Source organism: Kineosporia babensis, from assembly GCF_021129305.1.
In the GTDB taxonomy this organism is placed as follows: Bacteria; Actinomycetota; Actinomycetes; order Actinomycetales; family Kineosporiaceae; genus Kineosporia; species Kineosporia babensis.
Genome location: NZ_JAJOMB010000002.1, coordinates 658,359 through 675,347 on the forward strand (window position 1 = coordinate 658,359; position 16,989 = coordinate 675,347).

General features: G+C 69.1%; 16 protein-coding genes. 8 read left to right on the plus strand and 8 right to left on the minus strand.

Annotation, left to right across the window (positions count from 1 at the left end; all coding sequences use genetic code 11):
• Positions 1–8: 8 nt before the first annotated feature.
• From LR394_RS05855 to LR394_RS05865, 3 genes are all read right to left on the minus strand, one after another.
• Positions 9–3,329, minus strand: a complete 3,321-nt coding sequence (locus tag LR394_RS05855) for an AAA family ATPase (protein ID WP_231439334.1) — start codon at positions 3,327–3,329, stop codon at positions 9–11.
• Positions 3,326–4,495: an exonuclease SbcCD subunit D gene (locus LR394_RS05860; protein ID WP_231439335.1), complete on the minus strand. Its 1,170-nt coding sequence runs from the start codon at positions 4,493–4,495 to the stop codon at positions 3,326–3,328. Before LR394_RS05860 ends, LR394_RS05855 begins: the two co-directional genes overlap by 4 nt.
• A gap of 157 nt (positions 4,496–4,652) precedes the next feature.
• On the minus strand, positions 4,653–6,395 hold the full coding sequence (locus tag LR394_RS05865) for an ATP-binding protein (protein WP_231439336.1): 1,743 nt from the start codon (positions 6,393–6,395) through the stop codon (positions 4,653–4,655).
• Between the two features lie 133 nt (positions 6,396–6,528).
• Between LR394_RS05865 and LR394_RS05870 the strand changes: the two genes are divergently transcribed.
• The 6 genes from LR394_RS05870 (at position 6,529) to LR394_RS05895 (ending at position 11,079) form a co-directional block, all read left to right on the plus strand.
• Complete coding sequence (locus LR394_RS05870; RefSeq protein WP_231439337.1) at positions 6,529–7,014, plus strand: DinB family protein; 486 nt, start codon at positions 6,529–6,531, stop codon at positions 7,012–7,014.
• A gap of 102 nt (positions 7,015–7,116) precedes the next feature.
• Positions 7,117–7,848 carry an ATP-binding cassette domain-containing protein gene (locus LR394_RS05875; protein ID WP_231439338.1) on the plus strand — a complete coding sequence of 244 codons (732 nt, stop codon included), beginning with the start codon at positions 7,117–7,119 and terminating at the stop codon, positions 7,846–7,848.
• Positions 7,841–8,608, plus strand: coding sequence for a hypothetical protein (locus LR394_RS05880; RefSeq protein ID WP_231439339.1), 768 nt, complete (start codon positions 7,841–7,843; stop codon positions 8,606–8,608). Before LR394_RS05875 ends, LR394_RS05880 begins: the two co-directional genes overlap by 8 nt.
• A 165-nt stretch (positions 8,609–8,773) precedes the next feature.
• Positions 8,774–10,033 (plus strand): sensor histidine kinase, encoded by a 1,260-nt coding sequence (locus LR394_RS05885; protein WP_231439340.1) that lies wholly within the window; start codon positions 8,774–8,776, stop codon positions 10,031–10,033.
• Complete coding sequence (locus tag LR394_RS05890) at positions 10,030–10,698, plus strand: response regulator (RefSeq protein WP_231439341.1); 669 nt, start codon at positions 10,030–10,032, stop codon at positions 10,696–10,698. The genes LR394_RS05885 and LR394_RS05890 overlap by 4 nt, the downstream gene beginning before the upstream one ends.
• A 108-nt stretch (positions 10,699–10,806) precedes the next feature.
• Positions 10,807–11,079, plus strand: a complete 273-nt coding sequence (locus LR394_RS05895; RefSeq protein ID WP_231439342.1) for a hypothetical protein — start codon at positions 10,807–10,809, stop codon at positions 11,077–11,079.
• Here the strand turns inward: LR394_RS05895 and LR394_RS05900 are convergent.
• From LR394_RS05900 to LR394_RS05915, 4 genes are read right to left on the minus strand one after another with little or no spacing between them, the layout of a single operon-like run.
• Entirely contained in the window at positions 11,042–11,878 is an 837-nt protein-coding gene (locus LR394_RS05900; RefSeq protein WP_231439343.1) for an ABC transporter ATP-binding protein, read from the minus strand. The genes LR394_RS05895 and LR394_RS05900 overlap by 38 nt on opposite strands.
• 34 nt (positions 11,879–11,912) lie before the next feature.
• Complete coding sequence (locus tag LR394_RS05905; protein ID WP_231439344.1) at positions 11,913–12,971, minus strand: FecCD family ABC transporter permease; 1,059 nt, start codon at positions 12,969–12,971, stop codon at positions 11,913–11,915.
• Entirely contained in the window at positions 12,968–13,990 is a 1,023-nt protein-coding gene (locus tag LR394_RS05910) for a FecCD family ABC transporter permease (protein WP_407936989.1), read from the minus strand. The genes LR394_RS05905 and LR394_RS05910 overlap by 4 nt, the downstream gene beginning before the upstream one ends.
• A gap of 17 nt (positions 13,991–14,007) precedes the next feature.
• Entirely contained in the window at positions 14,008–15,060 is a 1,053-nt protein-coding gene (locus tag LR394_RS05915; RefSeq protein WP_231439346.1) for an iron-siderophore ABC transporter substrate-binding protein, read from the minus strand.
• A 207-nt stretch (positions 15,061–15,267) separates the two neighbouring features.
• Here LR394_RS05915 and LR394_RS05920 point away from each other — a divergent pair, with 207 nt between their 5' ends.
• On the plus strand, positions 15,268–15,738 hold the full coding sequence (locus tag LR394_RS05920) for a hypothetical protein (RefSeq protein WP_231439347.1): 471 nt from the start codon (positions 15,268–15,270) through the stop codon (positions 15,736–15,738).
• Positions 15,739–15,775: 37 nt separating this feature from the next.
• Here the strand turns inward: LR394_RS05920 and LR394_RS05925 are convergent, their stop codons facing one another.
• Positions 15,776–16,168, minus strand: coding sequence for a YbaB/EbfC family nucleoid-associated protein (locus LR394_RS05925; RefSeq protein ID WP_231439348.1), 393 nt, complete (start codon positions 16,166–16,168; stop codon positions 15,776–15,778).
• 155 nt (positions 16,169–16,323) lie between these two features.
• Between LR394_RS05925 and LR394_RS05930 the strand changes: the two genes are divergently transcribed.
• A partial coding sequence (locus LR394_RS05930; RefSeq protein WP_231439350.1) for a WXG100-like domain-containing protein occupies positions 16,324–16,989 on the plus strand: 666 nt, incomplete at its 3' end.

Here is a 16,989-nt window from a genome sequence, read left to right on the forward strand (position 1 = left end):
CGCCGTACTCACAGGTTCTGCCTCTCCACCCTCGAAGTCTGAGCATCGCGCCGCACGTTGAACCGCACCGGCACCCGGTCGGCCAGGGCCGGTACGTGGGTGATCACCCCGACCATCCGCTCGCCCCGGGCCAGGTTCTCCAGCGTTCCCGCCACCGTCTCCAGCGTGTCCGGGTCCAGCGTGCCGAAACCCTCGTCCAGGAAGATCGAGTCGAGCCGCGCCCCACCGGCACTGGACAGCTGTGACATCTGCGACGACAGCGCGAGCGCCATCGCCAGGCTGGCCTGGAAGGTCTCCCCACCGGAGAGGGTCTTCACCGAGCGCCGGGCGTCCGCATCGGTGTGATCGACCACCACCAGGTCGCCCTTGTCGTCGTGGTCCAGGTCGAACTGGTTGTTCGAGAGCTGCCGCAGGGTGTCGGACGCCTCGATCACCAGGCTCTCCAGGGCGGCAGTGGCCAGCCAGCGCGGGAACTGGGTGGAACGCAGCAGTTCCCCGAGCATCTTGGCGACCTGGGCGTCGCGTTCCTCGACGGCTCGCTCGGCGACCGTCTGAGCGGCCCGCTCCCGCCGTTCGCGGATCCGTTCGAGCGCGCCCCGCGCCTCGGTGTGAGCGCCGGTGGCGGCGGCCAGGGCACTGGTGGCCAGATCGTCGCCACTCACCGGGATCTCGTGGTGTTTGAGGACGCCGGTCAGCTCGGCTCGCGCGGTGGCGGACTGTTCTCGCCGCTGCGCGGTGACGTTCTGGGCCGCGACCAGGGCCTGCGAGCGCTGCCCGGCCGCCGAGGAACTCCAGGTGGTGAGCGTGTTCCACCCGGTCAGCAGGCTTTCTCCCTCGAACTCGGGGGCACCCAGCTGAACCACCGAGTCCCGGGCGCGCCGCAGCACAGCCCACCCGCCTGCCAGCTGATCGTCCAACGACGTCAGCTGCCGACGGGCTCGGTCCCGTGCCTGGCGGGCCACCCTGAGCGCCTCGTCGGTCTGTCGCACCGCGGCCTCGAGCTGAGCGATCTGATCGAGCTGGGCACGGGCCTCCTCGAGCGCCGGAGCGGTCTCGAGCTCTGAGCCCAGTTGCGCGATCCGCTGCTCAGCCTGCTCCAGCGTGGTCCGGGCCCGCTCGGCGGCGGCCAGTGCCTGCTGCTGCTCGGTGCGGGCCTGACGCAGCGTGTCCTCGCCGGCCTTGAGCGAGGTGCCGGTGAGTCGTTGCTCCGCCAGCGCTGCCTCGAGTTCCTTACGTTTCTCGGCCAGTTCGGTGCTCAGCCGGCCGGCCTGTTCGGCGGCCCACCCGATCAGCCGCTTCCAGGCATCCGGCAGGGTGAGGTCCTCGACCGTGGGAGCTCCCAACCCGACCAGCGGATCACGGGCCTGCCCCAGCGCACTGCGGATCCGGGCCTCGGCGGCCGCCAGTTGCTCACCCCGCGAGCGCACGGCGTCGATCTCGGCCCGGGCCTTGCGCACTTGGGCAGACGAGCTCTGCGCGGCTTTCTCAAGGGCGTCGATCTCGGCCAGGAGCCGGTCTGCGGTGGTGAGATCCGGGCACTCAGGGGGCAGTTGAGCCTTCAGCTCCGCCAGGCGTCGCCGAGCCGACTCCAGGTTGGCCTCGGCGCCGCTCTCCGCCCGGGAAGCCTGGTCGAGAAGAGCGCGCGACCGGTCTAGTTCGGTCTCGGCCTTGGCGATAGCGGCGTCGACAACGGCCAGGTCCTGGTGCGCAGTGTCCGCGGCCGGATCGATCACCGAGACCGCAGACACCGGCTGCATGCACACCGGGCAGTCTTCCCCGGCCACCAGATGCGCTCGCAGAGACCGGGCGGCGTGCTGACGCTGAACCTCGTCCCGACGCTGCCTCGCCTGCCGGAGGGCAGCATCACCGGCCTGTACCGCTTGGGCGGCGTCCTTGGCCGCCTGGTGTGCGGCCTGCGATCGCGACTCCAACGCGGACAGCTGATCGCTCAGCCCGGCCAGTTCCTCGAGAATGCTGCGGGCACGCTCCAGCTTGCTGCGCTTGGGGGCGGCCTGATGAGCCGCAGCCGCTGCTTCGTCCGCCTTTTCGGCAGCCCCCAAGGCGGTCCGGAGGACCTGGTACTCGGCTCGGGCCGCGGTCAGGTCCCGATCCAGCTCATCCAGCCCGGTCGGCAGCGAAGGGCGAGTGAGCAGAGCATGCTGCCCCTCCAGTTCGGTCACCCGCCGCTGGGCTTCCTCGGCCGCCCGCCCCGATCGCTCGGCGGCGGCCTGGGCCTGGACGTGTTGCAGTTCGGCTGCGGTGACCTGGTGATCGGCCTTTTCATGGCGCCGGCGGGCAGCATCGGCAGACGCCACCGCCGCCGGTCGCTCAGAGGTGAGCTGGGCCAGCTCGGTGTGGTGCTGCACCGCCTGCTCGAGCGGGCCCCGTGCGGGCGCGGCCGAAAGCTTCTCTCGGGCAGCCGAATCCTTCTGCTCAGCAGCAGCTTCCAGCTCGGCGGCAGTCGTCGCCGCGGCCCGGGCCGCCGAGACTTCCTGATCGATCTCGGCCACCCCGGCCGGGACCACGATCGCCGCCAGCCGGTCACGTTCGCCCGCCAGCTGCTCTTCGTCCCGCAGAGCCTCGGCCAGGGCTTCCTGTGCCGAAGCGAGACCCGGCAGGGCCGCCCGCACCTGAGCGACCAGCTCTTCCAGCCGCTGCTCACGTTCCTGTGCGGAGGCCTCTGCCTCCGGCGTGGCATCGCCCAGTTCAGCCAGTGTCCGGTTCAGGCGATCCACCCGGTCCAGCGACTGACTGGCCTTCTCGTTGGCCCGCTTCTGGATCTGCTCGTAGTGCTCGGCCCCGATCAGCCGCAGCAGGATCTCCTGCCGATTGCTCGGCGTGGAGTGCAGGAACTCGGCGAAGGCGTTCTGCGGCAGCACCACACACTGGCGGAACTGCTCGAAACTCAGCCCCAGCAGGGCCTCGACCGCCCCGGTGACCTTGCTGTCGGTCGCGAGCGACTCGGTGACCTCGTCCGGCTCGCCCCGGCTGGTCGCGGACGGAAGCCGTTCCAGCCGCTGGTTCTTGGCCGAGACCGAGGCACCGGTGCGGCGCACCTCCCGCGCCACCACGTAGCGCTCGCCGGCCAGCTCGAACACCAGCCGCACCACCGCCCGGTTGCCGTGCGGTGACAGGGCCATGTTCACGGCGTTGCGGCGCTGCCAGCGCGGCGCCGAGCCGAACAACGCGAACGTCATGGCATCGACCAGGGTGGACTTCCCGGCCCCGGTCGGCCCGACGATGGCGAAGTAGTCGGCCTCCTCGAAGTCGACCACCGCCCGCTCGCGGAACGAGGCGAAGCCCTCCATCTCCAGCAGCACCGGCCTCATGCCGACGCCTCCTGCGCGACGACCTCGTCGCTCAGCCGGGCGAACAGGCGGGCCACGGCGTCGTCCTTCACCCCGGACTGCTCGCAGTAGCGTTCGAACAGCTCCTGAGGGCTGCCCGTGGTGCGGTCCTTGTGCTGGGCCGAGCGCTCGGCCGAACCACTGAACTCCGGATCGATCCGGACCTCCAGGGCGTTCGGCAGGACATCGCTGATCGCCTCCCGTAGGCCGGAGCGGGCCGGTTCGCGCACCATCACCCGGAGGTAGTCGTCGCCGAAACCTTCGGCCGCGGCCTCCAGCTCGGCCACCGTGCCGTGCACTGTACGAAGCTTGCGGGCCGAGCTGATCGGCACGTCCGTGATCCGGGCCGGGGTGCTCGCGGTGGCCTCGACCACGCACACCACCGAGGGGTTGTCCTGCTCACCGAAGTCGACCGCGATCGGGGCGCCGCTGTAGATCACCGGGCAGGCCGCCGGAAGGGCCTGCCGCCGGTGCAGGTGCCCGAGCGCGGCATAACTGCACTCGGCCGGGAAGATGCTGGCCGGTACCGAGTACTCGAAGATGGACTGGGCCTGCCGTTCACCCCCGCCCCAGATCCCGTTGGTGACGGTCAGATGGGCCATGGCCAGGTTGACGGTGTCGTCGTGGAACTCGGCGCACAGCGCGGCCAGCACGTCACGCACCATCTGGTCGTAGGCGCCGACGTTCTCGGAAGCGGTGTTGGTGATCAGGTTCGCCGCCCGTACCGCGTACCGCTGGGAGAGGAACGGCAGCAGGGCCACCGACGTGTCCTGCCCGTCGGAGCGGGCCTTGAACCGGACCACGCCGCCCTTGTCGGCAGGCCGCGCGTTGCCCAGCAGGGTGATGCCCGAGCGGCCCATCAGCGGCCGGAACGCGTCGAACGTGCCCGGGTGGTCGTGGTTCCCGGCCAGCGCGATCACCTCGCACCCCAGATCACGCAGTTGCAGCAGGGTGCGCACCACCAGCTGCTGGGCGGCGGCGCTGGGGACGGCGTTCTCGTACAGGTCGCCGGAGATCAGCACCGCGTCGACCTCGTGAGCGGCGGCCACGCCGACGATCTCGCGCAGGACCGCCCGCTGCTCATCGATCCGGTCACGGCCCTTGAGCTGTTTACCGACGTGCCAGTCGGAGGTGTGCAGGAACTTCATGGAGCGGGCCTCCTCAGGTGAGGGACGGACGATGGTGAGGTGCGGGAGCGGCCGGGCCGACCGAGCCCCGACCGGGCTGACCGAACCCGACCGGGCTGACTGGGCCGACTGGCCACGGGCGGGCCCGGCTGTGAACGGCCCGGCTCGCCACCACGGATCAGAACGGCGGTTCGTCGTCATCGAAGGTCGGGGGAAGCCGGGTGAAGACGTTCGCCGCCGGTTTCTTCTCCGCACCGGGGCTTTTCGCCGGACTCTCGCCGAGTTCGTGCGGGAGGCATTCGGACAACCGGGTGGCCCAGGCCGGGAACGGGAACTCCACGGCCAGCGGCACCGGGATCTCGGGCTGGGTGATGAACATGGTGCCCGGCTTGATCAGCGTGGCCCGCTGCCGCTGCGAGGGCGGCAGGAACCCGTACTCCGGCCGCCCGGCCTCGGCCGGGTCCAGCCGCCCGACCACTTTGATGCTGCTGTTGCTGATGATTCGCCGCTCGACCTCGCTGGCGGTCTGCTGGGCGCCGATCAGGATGATCCCCAGCGAGCGCCCGCGCTCGGCGATGTCGAGCAACGTGTCCTTGATCGGGCTGTTGCCCTCGCGCGGCGCGTACTTGTTCAGCTCGTCGATCATCGTGAACAGCAGGCTGCCGGTGCCGGCTGCTTCTTTCCGCCGGGTCTCGGAGGCCAGCACCACACCGACCACGAAACGCTGCGCCCGCTCCTGCAACTGGTGCAGGTCGACCACGGTGATCTGCTGCCCCTCGGTGGAGACCACCCGCTCGTCGGACTTCTGCAGGTCACCCCGCAGGATCTCGCGCAGCGGGCGGACCGACGAGATCAGCCGCCGGATGAAGGCGTTCGCGGTGCCCGGGCCGATCGCCGGGCCGGCCCAGGAACCCCGGGTGGAGTCGTCCCCGAGTTGCTCGACCACGAAATCAACCAGCTGCTCGTACGTCCGCAGGGTCTTGCCCTCGATGGTCACCGCGCCGTCCAGCCCGGCCGGCACCGCCTCGTACTTCAGCTTCGTGGCCACGTTGTGCACGACCATCGTGTACTGGTTGCGCTCGTCCTCCACGTCGGCGAACACGTACGGCAGCAGGCCCTCGGCGCAGAACTCGGCCAGGGTCCACCAGAAGGCGTGCACCCCGCTGGTGCGCCCGGACACGTGCGGCCGGCCGGTCGGGTCCTGCGGGGTCGGCGGAGCGAAGAAGCCCACCGACTCGAACGGCGCGGCCGGCAGGCCGAGCACGCCGTAGTCGGCCCGCAGTTCCTCGTCCAGACGGACGTTGGTCTTGTCGAGGAAGAGCAGATCCTCACCCTTGACGCTGAAGACCAGGGCCTTGGAGTTGCGGCCCCCGCCGCCCAGCACTCCGGAGCGGAAGATCGAGTGCATGAGCCAGAGCGCGAAACTGGTCTTGGTGGCCACCCCGGAGATGCCGCTGATCGAGACGTGGGCGCCCCGCACCCCGTTGAGGAACTCCAGGTTGAGGTACACGGGCTCGCCGTCGCGGCCGGTCCCGACCGGAACCTTCTTCTCCATCTTGTCGAAGTACAGCGCCCGGGCCCGTTCTTCACCGGCCGCCCGGCGCGCCGCCTCACCCGGACGGGGCGGCACGTACACCTCCGGATCGACCCGGGTGGTGGTGACCTCGGCGATCTCCTGCACCTGGGCGGGCAGCACCCCGTCGGCGATCAGGAAGACGTCGGAACCGAAGCTCGCGCCCTCGTGCCGGGAACGCACCTCGGTGACGATGCCCGAGGTCATCACCGGCCCGACCCCGGGAATCACGCGCTGGGTGACCACCACGTCGTCCAGCTGCAGATAGGCGTCCGGAGCGACCGCCACGGCAAATTTCAGCGGCGTGGAGTCCTCCGTGCCGACCACCAGCCCGACCGTGTCGCTCACGTGCCCAACTCCTTGCTCGAAGTGCCGAGTCCAACCGATGCGAGGCAGCCTAGGGAAGACCACCGACAAGATGGCTCCGACCCACCGGCGACACTCCCGGTGAAAGGTGCATTTCGGAAAGTAGTGTGACGGGATGTCGCTCTCACCGGCCGAACTGCTGCTCTCGTACCTCGACGGCCAGCGCGCTCACGTACTGGGGGCGATCGAGGGCCTCGACGAGCAGGACCTGCGCCGGCCCGTGCTGCCCTCGGGCTGGTCGTGCCTGAGCCTGGTGAACCATCTCGCGAAGGACGTAGAGGTCTTCTGGTTCCAGGGCGTGGTGGCCGGACGGCCGGCAGCCCAGGGCGGGAACGACGAACCAGACGGCTGGCAGTTGCCGGAGGACGTCGAGGCAGCAGCCGTGGTGGCCGGCTACCGCGAGGCGGTCCGTGAGGCCAACCGCATCATCCGGGCGACCCCGCTCGACAGCGCGGCGGCCTGGTGGCCGGACTACTTCCCCGACCGCCACCGTGACCTGCAGCAGACGGTGCTGCACGTACTCACCGAGACGGCCACTCACGCCGGGCACCTCGATGCGGCCCGGGAACTGATCGACGGCCGCACCTGGCTGGTCCTCTAGGCCGGCAACCGGCCTGTGGACGACTTGTACATCCACAGGTTTACGCAGAGACCGATCTGCAGGATGACGACCACAGCGGTTCGGATTTCTAGTGTTGGGCCCATGATTTCGTGCAGGCACCTGACCAAACGCTACGGCGCGGCCACCGCCGTGGAGGATCTCAGCTTCGATGTCCGCTCCGGCGTGGTCACGGCCTTCCTCGGCCCGAACGGGGCCGGTAAGTCCACCACGCTGCGGCTCATGCTCGAACTCGACCACGGCGAGGGTGTCACCACGTTCGACGGAACCCGGTTCCGCGATCTGCCCGATCCGATCCGCACGGTCGGCGCGGTGCTGGAGACCAGGGCCTGGCATCCGGGTCGCAGCGCCCACGACCACCTGCGCATGCTGGCCGTCGGAGGAGGGGTACCGCAGCCACGAGTGGACGAAGTGCTCGCCCTGGTCGGTCTGGCGGACGTTGCGCACCGGCGGCCCAAGGGTTTCTCCCTGGGTATGGCGCAGCGCCTCAGTCTGGCGGTGGCGCTGCTCGGCGACCCGAAGGTGATCGTCCTGGACGAGCCGGAGAACGGGCTCGACCCGCAGGGCATCCACTGGCTGCGCACCTTCCTGCGCGATCTGGCCGCCCAGGGGCGCACGGTGCTGGTCTCCAGTCACCAGCTCGCCGGTATCGAAACCCTTGCTGACGACGTGGTGGTGCTCGGCCGCGGGCGTGTCCTGGCCCAGGGGCCGCTCACCGCGTTCGTCGCGGGTGTCGGGGCGGATCGGCTCGAGGATGCGTATCTGCAGGTCACCGCCGAATCCATGGAGTACGCCGGGGGAGCCGACCATGCCTGAGCAGGTTCAGGTCCAGACACAGGTACGGCGCGCGATGGCGATGGAATGGTTCAGGTTGCGCACCCTCCGCAGCACCTGGCTGATCACCGGGCTGTGCCTGCTCGCCTCGGCCGGGCTCGCGCTGGCCATCGTGCTGGTGGAAGGCGACGTGGTCGACGCCGATCTGGCGCGATCGGTGCTCAACCCTGGTCAGCCGTCACCGCTGGCTCTGCTGCTGGGCCTGCTCGGGGTGCTGGCCTGGGGGCACGACTCCCGCTACGGCACGATCCGGCCGCTCCTGACAGTCCTGCCCGACCGCCGCGTACTGGCCGTCGCACGTACCCTCGTGATGACGGCCTACCTGCTGTCGGTGGTCCTGCTGTGCCAGGCGGCCGCCTGGGTCACGGGTCTGCTGGCCACCGGCGGGGATCTGGCGGAGTTCGCCACTGCAGAAGTCGTCCTGCGCAACGGGCTGGGCATGGTTGTCCTAGGACTGGGCGTGGGCTGGTTCGGGCTGGCTCTGGGAGTGCTCCTACCCTCCTTACCGGCCGCGGTGGCCACGTTCTTCATCTATCCGGCGGCGGTCGAGCCGATGATCTCGATGCTGCTGGAGAAGACCGCCGGCAACGCTCACCTGTGGTTGCCCTTCGGCAGTTTCGGCTCGCTGATCGGCGTGGACCAGGGCGGGCCGTCGCCGTTGGGGGCCGCCGCGCTGTTCCTCGGTGCGATGGCCCTGCTCAATCTGGCCGGGCTGGCCCGCCTGCACACCCGAGACGTTTAGGGCCTGTCCCGTGGATCTTTGCCTACTGCGGGGGAACCGGGACGCCTTCTGGACGCGTCCAGCGCTGCCCCACGCAAAACCACTGCGAGCGGCCACACCCAGCCGACACCCTGGGCGCATCCTCGCAACGGCCCTGATCCACAGGACAGGCCCTAGGCTCGGATGATGTACGGCTGGCTGCGCCGCTTCGCCCACGATCACCCGATCCGCCATCGCCTGGCCGCAGACCTGCTGGTCGTGGCCGCCGCCCTGATAGCCGCCGGGGCCTCGGTGATCTATGTGGCAGGCCTGGTCGGCTGGCCCGCGGCGCTCTTGTGCAGCCTGCCGCCCGCCCTGGCCCTGTTCTGGCGCCGGCGGGCGCCCTTCACCGTCCTCGGCATCAGCGTGCTGGCCATGCTGGTCGAGTGGGGACTGGCCGTACCGGTGAACGGAGCCCAGACCGCCCTTCTGATCAGCCTGTACACCATCGCCCGCCACGAACCGGTCCGCTCCGGCCGGATCGCCCTGGGCGTCTGCCTGGCCCTGGTCGCGCTCGCCTCCACCCGCATGCCCTACCAGAGCCTCGGAAACGCCTTTCTGCAGGCTCTGTTCGTGATCGTGGTCTGGGTGCTGGCCACCAACATCGCACTCCGGCACAGCTACCTACAGGCGTTGGAGGAGCGGGCGGCCAGGCTGGAACGCGAGCGCGACGCCGCCGTGCACGCCGCAACCCTGACCGAGCGCACCCGCATTGCACGCGAGATGCACGACGTGGTGGCCCATCACGTCAGCGTCATGGTGGTCCAGGCCGAGGGCGCGACCTGGGCGATCGACACCGCGCCGGGCCAGGCCCGGGCGGCGGTGACCACGATCGCCGAGACCGGGCGCTCCACCCTCACCGAACTCCGGCGTCTGCTGGGTGTGCTACGGGACGGAGGTAGCGAATCCGTGTCTCCGCAGCCGGAATTCGCTGATATCGTTGCCCTGGTCGATCAGTTCCGGTTGAGTGGGCTGGACGTGCAGGGCGGTGCGGTACCGGATGCAGGGGGCATTCCGGAGAGCGTGCAACTGGCCGTCTATCGCGTGATCGAGGAAGGCCTCACGAACGCGTTGAAGCACGGTGGGGCGGGGGTGCGAGTGAACGTCGGGGTGGACATGCTGTTCAGCACGGGGGAGATCCAGGTCGAGGTAGCTACCGCTGGGGCGGCGGAGGGAGCTGAACCAGCCTCTGGAAAGAAGATCGGCGCCGAAGCCACCCCCACGGCGGTCCCCGGAACAGGCCACAGCCCGGTCCCTGGCACGGGCCACGGCCCGATCCCCGGAACGGGCCACGGCCTCATCGGAATCCGCGAACGAGCAGCCCTTTTCGACGGCCGAACCGAGATCGGCCCCACCCCCGACGGCGGATTCCTCGTGCGTGCCTGGTTCCCGGTAGGGGCGTCATGATCCGCGTGGCCCTGGTGGACGATCAGGAGCTCGTCCGTACCGGCTTCCGCATGGTGCTGCAGGCCCAGCCCGACATGGAGGTGGTCGGCGAAGCGGCGGACGGTCTGCAGGCGCTGCAGCTGCTCGGCGAGGTGACCGCCGACATCGTGCTCATGGACGTCCGCATGCCGCACCTCGACGGCGTTCAGGCCACGCGGCGGCTCACCGGCACCGAGAACCCGCCCCACGTCATCATCCTCACCACCTTCGACCTGGACGAGTACGCCTATGCCGGTCTCCAGGCGGGAGCCAGTGGCTTCCTGCTGAAAGACGTCCCCAGTGCCGAACTGCTCTACGGCATCCGGTCCGTGGCCAACGGCGACGCGATCGTGGCCCCCAGCACCACCAAGCGCCTGCTCGAGCACTTCGTGCCCAAGTTCGACGCCGCCGCAGACGCCCACCGGCACCGCCACGCCCGGCTCGACCTGCTCACCGAGCGCGAGCGTGACGTCCTCGTCATGATCGCCCGCGGCCTGCCCAACAGCGCTATCGCCGAACACCTGGTCATCGCCGAGGCCACGGTCAAGACCCACGTCCACCGCATCCTGAGCAAACTCGGCCTGCGCGACCGGGTCCAGGCCGTCGTCCTCGCCTACGAAACCGGCCTGGTCCACCCCGGCCGCTGAAGACCAGCCGTGCGTTTTCACCCGTCCGGCCGTAGGCAACCCGGCAAGCAGCCCATACCTTTACGCGGCGGCTGCACCGGGGCAGCCGAACCGCCGGAAGGACGACAGATGATTCCCGTGGGCCTCGTGGCTCTTGCCCTCGTGCTGGGCGCGACGGCAGCGGCCGGCCTCTCGATCCGCCGATCCGGGAACTACCGCGCAGCAGCCCTCTTCGCGGCCGGTCTGGCCTTCGCCGCCGCCTTCGTGGTGGCCGCCGTCGCCGACGGCATCAAGGCCGACGAGACCGGCACCACGGGTGGCTTCGGCCTCGGCGAACTCATCCTCTTCCTGTCCGCCGCAGGCCTTATGACCGGTGCTCTGGCAGCTCACCGGCGGCGCTAGCCACCATGTGATGCCGCCCGATCGGCAGCATCAGCGGCCCACCCGACGTCGGATCGGTGATCACCTTGCTGTCCAGGCCGAACACCGCCCGCACCATGTCCTCGGTCAGCACATCCGCCGGATCCCCGGCCGCGTGGACCTTGCCGTCCGCGATGGCGATCAGCTGATCGCAGTACCGCGCAGCCAGGTTCAGGTCGTGCAGCACCATCACCACGGTCGTGCCCCGCGAGCGGTTCAGGTCGGTGAGCAGGTCCAGCACCTCCACCTGATGCTGCACGTCCAGGAAGGTGGTGGGCTCGTCGAGCAGCAGCAGATCGGTCTCCTGGGCCAGCGCCATCGCGATCCAGACCCGCTGACGCTGACCGCCGGACAACTCGTCCACCGCTCGATCGGCCAGTTCCACCGTATGAGTGGCTTCCAACGCGGAAGCCACTGCGGCGTCGTCCTGGGCGGACCAGCGCGAGAACACGCCCTGGTGCGGATGCCGGCCACGCCCGACCAGGTCGGTCACCGTGATGCCCTCGGGCGCGATCGGCGACTGCGGCAGCAGGCCCAGGGTGCGCGCGAGCTCCTTGGCTGCCGTCTTGTGCACCTCCTTGCCGTCCAGCAGCACCTGGCCCTTACGCGGGCTGAGCAGGCGCGACATGGAGCGCAGCAGGGTGGACTTACCGCAGGCGTTGGCCCCGACGATCGCCGTGACCTTGCCGGGGGTGACGGTCAGCTCCAGGCCTTCGATGACCGTGCGTTCCTTGTAGCCGAGACTGAGATTCTCGGCCTTGAGCAGGTGTTCGGTGGTCACAACGCTCCTCCGGCCCGGTCGGGGGACCCGGGCATCACAGGGCCCCTCCGGTCCGGTTCGTACGAATGATCAGGTAGATGAGATAGGGCGCACCCAGCACGCCGGTGACAACCCCGACCGGGAACCGCGTGCCCAGCGCGTACTGTCCGCAGAAGTCGGCGATCAGCACCAGCAGGGCGCCGACCAGCGCCGCGGGCAACAGCATGGACGAGCCCGGCCCGACCAGTCGCACCGCGATCGGCCCGGCCAGGAAGGCGAGGAAGGCGATCGGCCCGGTGGCCGAGGTGGCGAACGCGATCAGGCCCACGGCGGCGATCACCACGAGCAGCCGGGTGCGGTCCACCCGCACGCCCAGCGCCGAGGCGGTGTCGTCGCCCAGCTGCAGCATGTTCAGGTCCTTCGCTACCACAGACAGCAGCGGCACGAACAAAATCATGATCACCGCCACCAGCACCACCGAGGGCCAGCGCATCCCGTTCAGGCTGCCGGTGAGCCAGCGCAGCGCCTCCTGCAGGTCCCACTGCCCGGCCGTGGACAGCACGTACGAGGTGGCCGACTGCATCATCGCCGCGATGCCGATCCCGATCAGGATCAGCCGGATGCCCGAGACCCCGTCCTTGTAGGCCAGCAGGTAGACCAGCATCGCCACGCCCAGCCCGGCGCCGATCGCGAAGGCCGAGACCCCGGTGCCGGACAGGCCCAGCGTGATGATCGCGAAGGCCGCCGCGGTGCTCGCGCCGGTGCTGATCCCGATGATGTCCGGGCTGGCCAGCGGGTTACGCAGCATGGTCTGGAAGGTCACGCCGCCCAGGCCGAAGCAGGCCCCGGCCAGGACCGCCATCACCGTGCGGGGCAGTCGCAGCCGGCCGACGGTGAACGAGGCGCCCTGGACCTCCTGGCCCATGATCACCCGCAGCACGTCCATCGGCGGGTAGAACGTGCGCCCGACCATCAGGGAGACCGCAACCATCACGACGATCAGCACCGACAGCACCGAGAGCACGACCAGGCGCCGCCGGTTGCGCCGCCTGCGACCCAAAGTGACTGTGGCCAGCGTCGTCGCGTCGGGCGTCCTCAATGCAGTTGTACTCACAGCGCACGGACCTTCTGGCGACGGACGATGTAGATGAAGAACGGCGCACCGATGAAGGCGGTCACGATGCCCACCTCGATCTCGGCCGGACGGGCGATGATCCGGCCGACCACGTCGGCCGCGAGCAGCAGCGAAGCCCCGGTCAGCGCCGTGAACGGCAGCAGCCAGCGGTGATCCGGGCCGACCAGCAGACGGCACAGGTGCGGCACGACCAGACCGACGAAACCGATCGGCCCACAGATCGCGGTGGCCGCACCGGCCAGCATCACCGCACCCAGAGAAGCCATCCCCCGCGCCACCGCAACCTTTTCGCCCAACCCGGCCGCCACGTCGTCCCCCAAGGCAAGGGAGTTCAGGCTCTTGGCGGAGAGGAAGCAGATCGCCAGGCCGACCCCGATGAACGGCAGCATCTGCCAGATCCGCTCGAAGGTGGCACCGCCGACCCCGCCGATCTGCCAGGACTGCACGTTCTCGGCGATGTCGCCGCGGGGCAGGATCACCGCGGTCACGAACGAGATCAGCGCCGCGGACGTCGCGGCACCGGCCAGCGCAAGCTTCAGGGGAGTGGGGCCACCGCGCCCGAGCGAACCCACGGCGTACACGAAGATCGCCGAGAGTGCGGCGCCGGAAATGGCCACCCAGATCTGGCTGTTGGGGTTGCTCATCCCGAAATAGGCCAAGCCGATCACCACGGCCAGCGAGGCGCCCATGTTGATCCCGAGAATGCCCGGATCGGCCAGCGGGTTACGGGTCACGCCCTGGAACACCGCCCCGGAAACAGCCAGTGCGGCACCAGCGATGATCGCCAGCACGGTCCGCGGGATCCGGACCTGGATCACGGCCTCGTCGAGGGTCTCGTCCGAGCCACCCAGCGCACTGAGGATCGAGGAGACCGGCACCGTTCGGGTACCGATCGCGATCGACGCCACCACCAGCAACGCCAGAATGCCCAGACAGACCAGGAACCAGGCCATCCGCACGCGCCTCGGGCGCCGCACAACGGCGGCGCCCGAGGACATTACTGCTTCGGTCGTGCTCACTGAGCGGCGTCGACCTTGTCGGCCGCGTCCGCCAGCATCTTGACGTACTCGGGGAGCATCGTCTCGATCGACAGCGGAGTCGGGTTGGCCGCGGTGCCGATCTCGCTGGTGCCGTCGAGCAGGACGATCGCGCCGCTCTGGACCGCCGGCATCTTCGACAGGATCGGGTCCTTCTTCAGGGTCTCGAGCAGGTTGCCGTCGCCGTAGGTGACGATGATCTCGACGTCGTTGAACGTGTCGACCGTCTCGGCGCTGACTTCCTGCGAGAACTCCTCGGTCGCGGCCGAGGCCTCGGCGATGCTGGCGGGCGTGCCCAGGCCCAGGTCGCTGAAGAACTGCGCGCGGGTGTCCTTGTCGGTGTAGAAGCTGACCTTGCTCAGGTCGCTGCTGTCCACGTGGGTCAGGAACATCGTCTTCTTGTCGGCCAGCTGCGGGTACTTCGCGGCCTCGTCGGTCATCGCCTTCTCGATCGAGGCGATCAGCTCGGTGCCCTGGGTCTCCTGGCCCATCGCCTGGCTGCTCAGCTTGATCATGTCGCGCCAGCTGGTCTCCCACGGCCCGTTCGGGTACGGGATGGTCGGCGCGATCTCGCTCAGCGTGTCGTAGTCCTCCTGGGTCAGACCGGAGTAGGTCGCCAGGATCAGGCTCGGCTGGGTGTCGGCCACGGCCTCGAAGTCGATGCCGTCGGTCTCGTCGAACTGCACCGGGGTCTCGCCGCCGAGCTCGTCCAGCTTGGCCTTCTGCCAGGAGAGCAGGCCGTCGCCGTCCGCGTCACCGAAGTTGGCCTTCGCGTAGCCGACCGGAACCACGCCGAGCGCCAGCGGAACCTCGTGGTTCGCCCACTGAACCGTGGCGATCCGCTCGGGCTTCTCCGGGACGACCGTCTCGCCCAGAGCGTGCTTGACGGTGATCGGGAAGGACGCTTCGGAGGCGGCGGCCGGCGACTCGGAGCCCTCGGCTTCGGAGTCGGAACCGCCACCACAAGCGGCCAGCACCAGCGCGGCGGCGGTGGCAACCGCACCGGCCATCAGGCGACGACGAGCAAACACGAGGACTTCCTGTCTCTGGAGGGTGCACATGAACGTGCGGCGCAGCAGTGACTCTGCGCCGCACGTGATGAGCTGAGGCTAACCTAATGTTAGGTACGCCTTGGTGGCGGTGCGTACGTAACGTGATGGATCCGTCGTCGGTTCGTTATGTTTCAACTACCGGAAGTTGATCGGGCAAAGTTCGTATAACGGGCGTTCAATGGATGGATGGATCAGGCCGAGCTGAGCATCTGGGACGGGCCGGCGACGATGGAGCACTTCGCCGACATCCGCAGCGTCTTCCACGCCGCGTACCCCAGACGTTCGGTGGCCGACCACCGCGATCTGCTCACCCGCCAGGCGGCCAGCTACGGCTTCATGGCCTGCGTGGCTTCGGTGGGTGGCCGGCTGGTCGGGTGCGCCTACGGTTTGCCGCTCCAATTAGGGACGCTGTGGTGGCGCGATCTGTCAGCTCACCTGGGCGACGATTTCGTTTGGGAGGACGGCTTACGGACGTTTGCCCTCCTCGAACTTTGCGTCTCACCGCTTGCGCCGGTGGCTTTGAGAGCGGAACTACTACGGGTGCTGCTGGCCCGACGGCGTGAAAGCCGAGTGACCACACACTCTTCGACCGCCGCGGCGGTATTGCCCTGGCGCTCCTGCGGCGACGATGTCTGGGTGCTCGCGCTGCCCGTCTGATCTGTTCGTGGGCCTGAACCGGAAAGCTTCTCGGCGATCAAGTTTCCGGGAAGCTGGGGATCTCGCCCCGGGCCAGGGCGTCCAGGTTCTGCCCGGGAAACAGGCGATCCATGACGGCCTGTGCCCGCTGGGCCGCATCTTCCGCGGCTTTCTGGACAGTGTTTTTCACCAGGGCTGCAAGCGCTTCGCTGTCTGTCTGGCGGTAGATGCGCGGGTCCAGGTCCAGTTCCTGCAGCAGTCCCTGCAGATTGACCACGGCGCTCACGTAACCGTCAGGGGAGGTGGCGGTACCGCGCATCGCAGCGAGTTCTTGTTGCAGCGCATCGGTGTTCGACCGTAGGGCGTGCCACTGCTCGGTCGCTGCGGCGGCGCGCTCGCGGTAGACGCTCAGGTGATCGGGGTTCAGGTCCTCGATGTCCGGCAGTTTCACGCCCGTTCCCTTCACGCCTGTTGCTCAGCCTGTACGTCGTGATCGTCACGACGATCATGCCTTATCGCTCCGGGACGACCTTGGTAGCGTCCAATCCGATCGAAATCTGACGGTTTCGTTCGGTGACGATAATGGCGGACTGTGAGGGGCGTCTGGTGTCGATCGATCTGCCGGAACCGGTGACCTGGCTGCTGGGGCTGGCCGGGGTGTACTGGCCTGACATCGACGAGGACGCCGTGCGTGAACTCGCCGGGCACGTGCGCCAGTTCGGCGACGATCTGCTGGCCGGGCAGGACACCGCGACCGGCACGATCTCCAGCGTGGGCTCCGCCTATACCGGTGGCAGCTACGACACTCTCGCCGCGTCCTGGTCGAACGCCTCCTCGGGGCACATGAGCGCCATGCTGACCGCCTGCGAGGGCTGCGCGCTCGGCCTCGAGAGCACCGCGATGATGATCGAACTGACCAAGGCCGCCGCGGTCGCCCACCTGACCATGCTGGCCACCACCGTCGCGGCCGCCCAGGCCGCCACCGTGGCCACGTTCGGCCTCTCCCAGGCGGCCTCCGCCGCAGCCATTGCCGCCGCGCGGATGACCACCAACTGGCTCACCACCCAGCTCGTCGGCTACATCACCGGCCAGCTCATCCTCACTGCGGTCGGGCCTTTGGAGGAGAAGGTCGAGGCGGCCGTGTCCGGACTGGTCTACGAGCAACTCGCCAAGGCCGCGGTCGCCACCTCCAGCGGAACCATGACCATGGACCCCGACCAGGTCACCACCCACGCCCAGACCATCGACGCCTACGCCAGCGAAGTGGTCGAC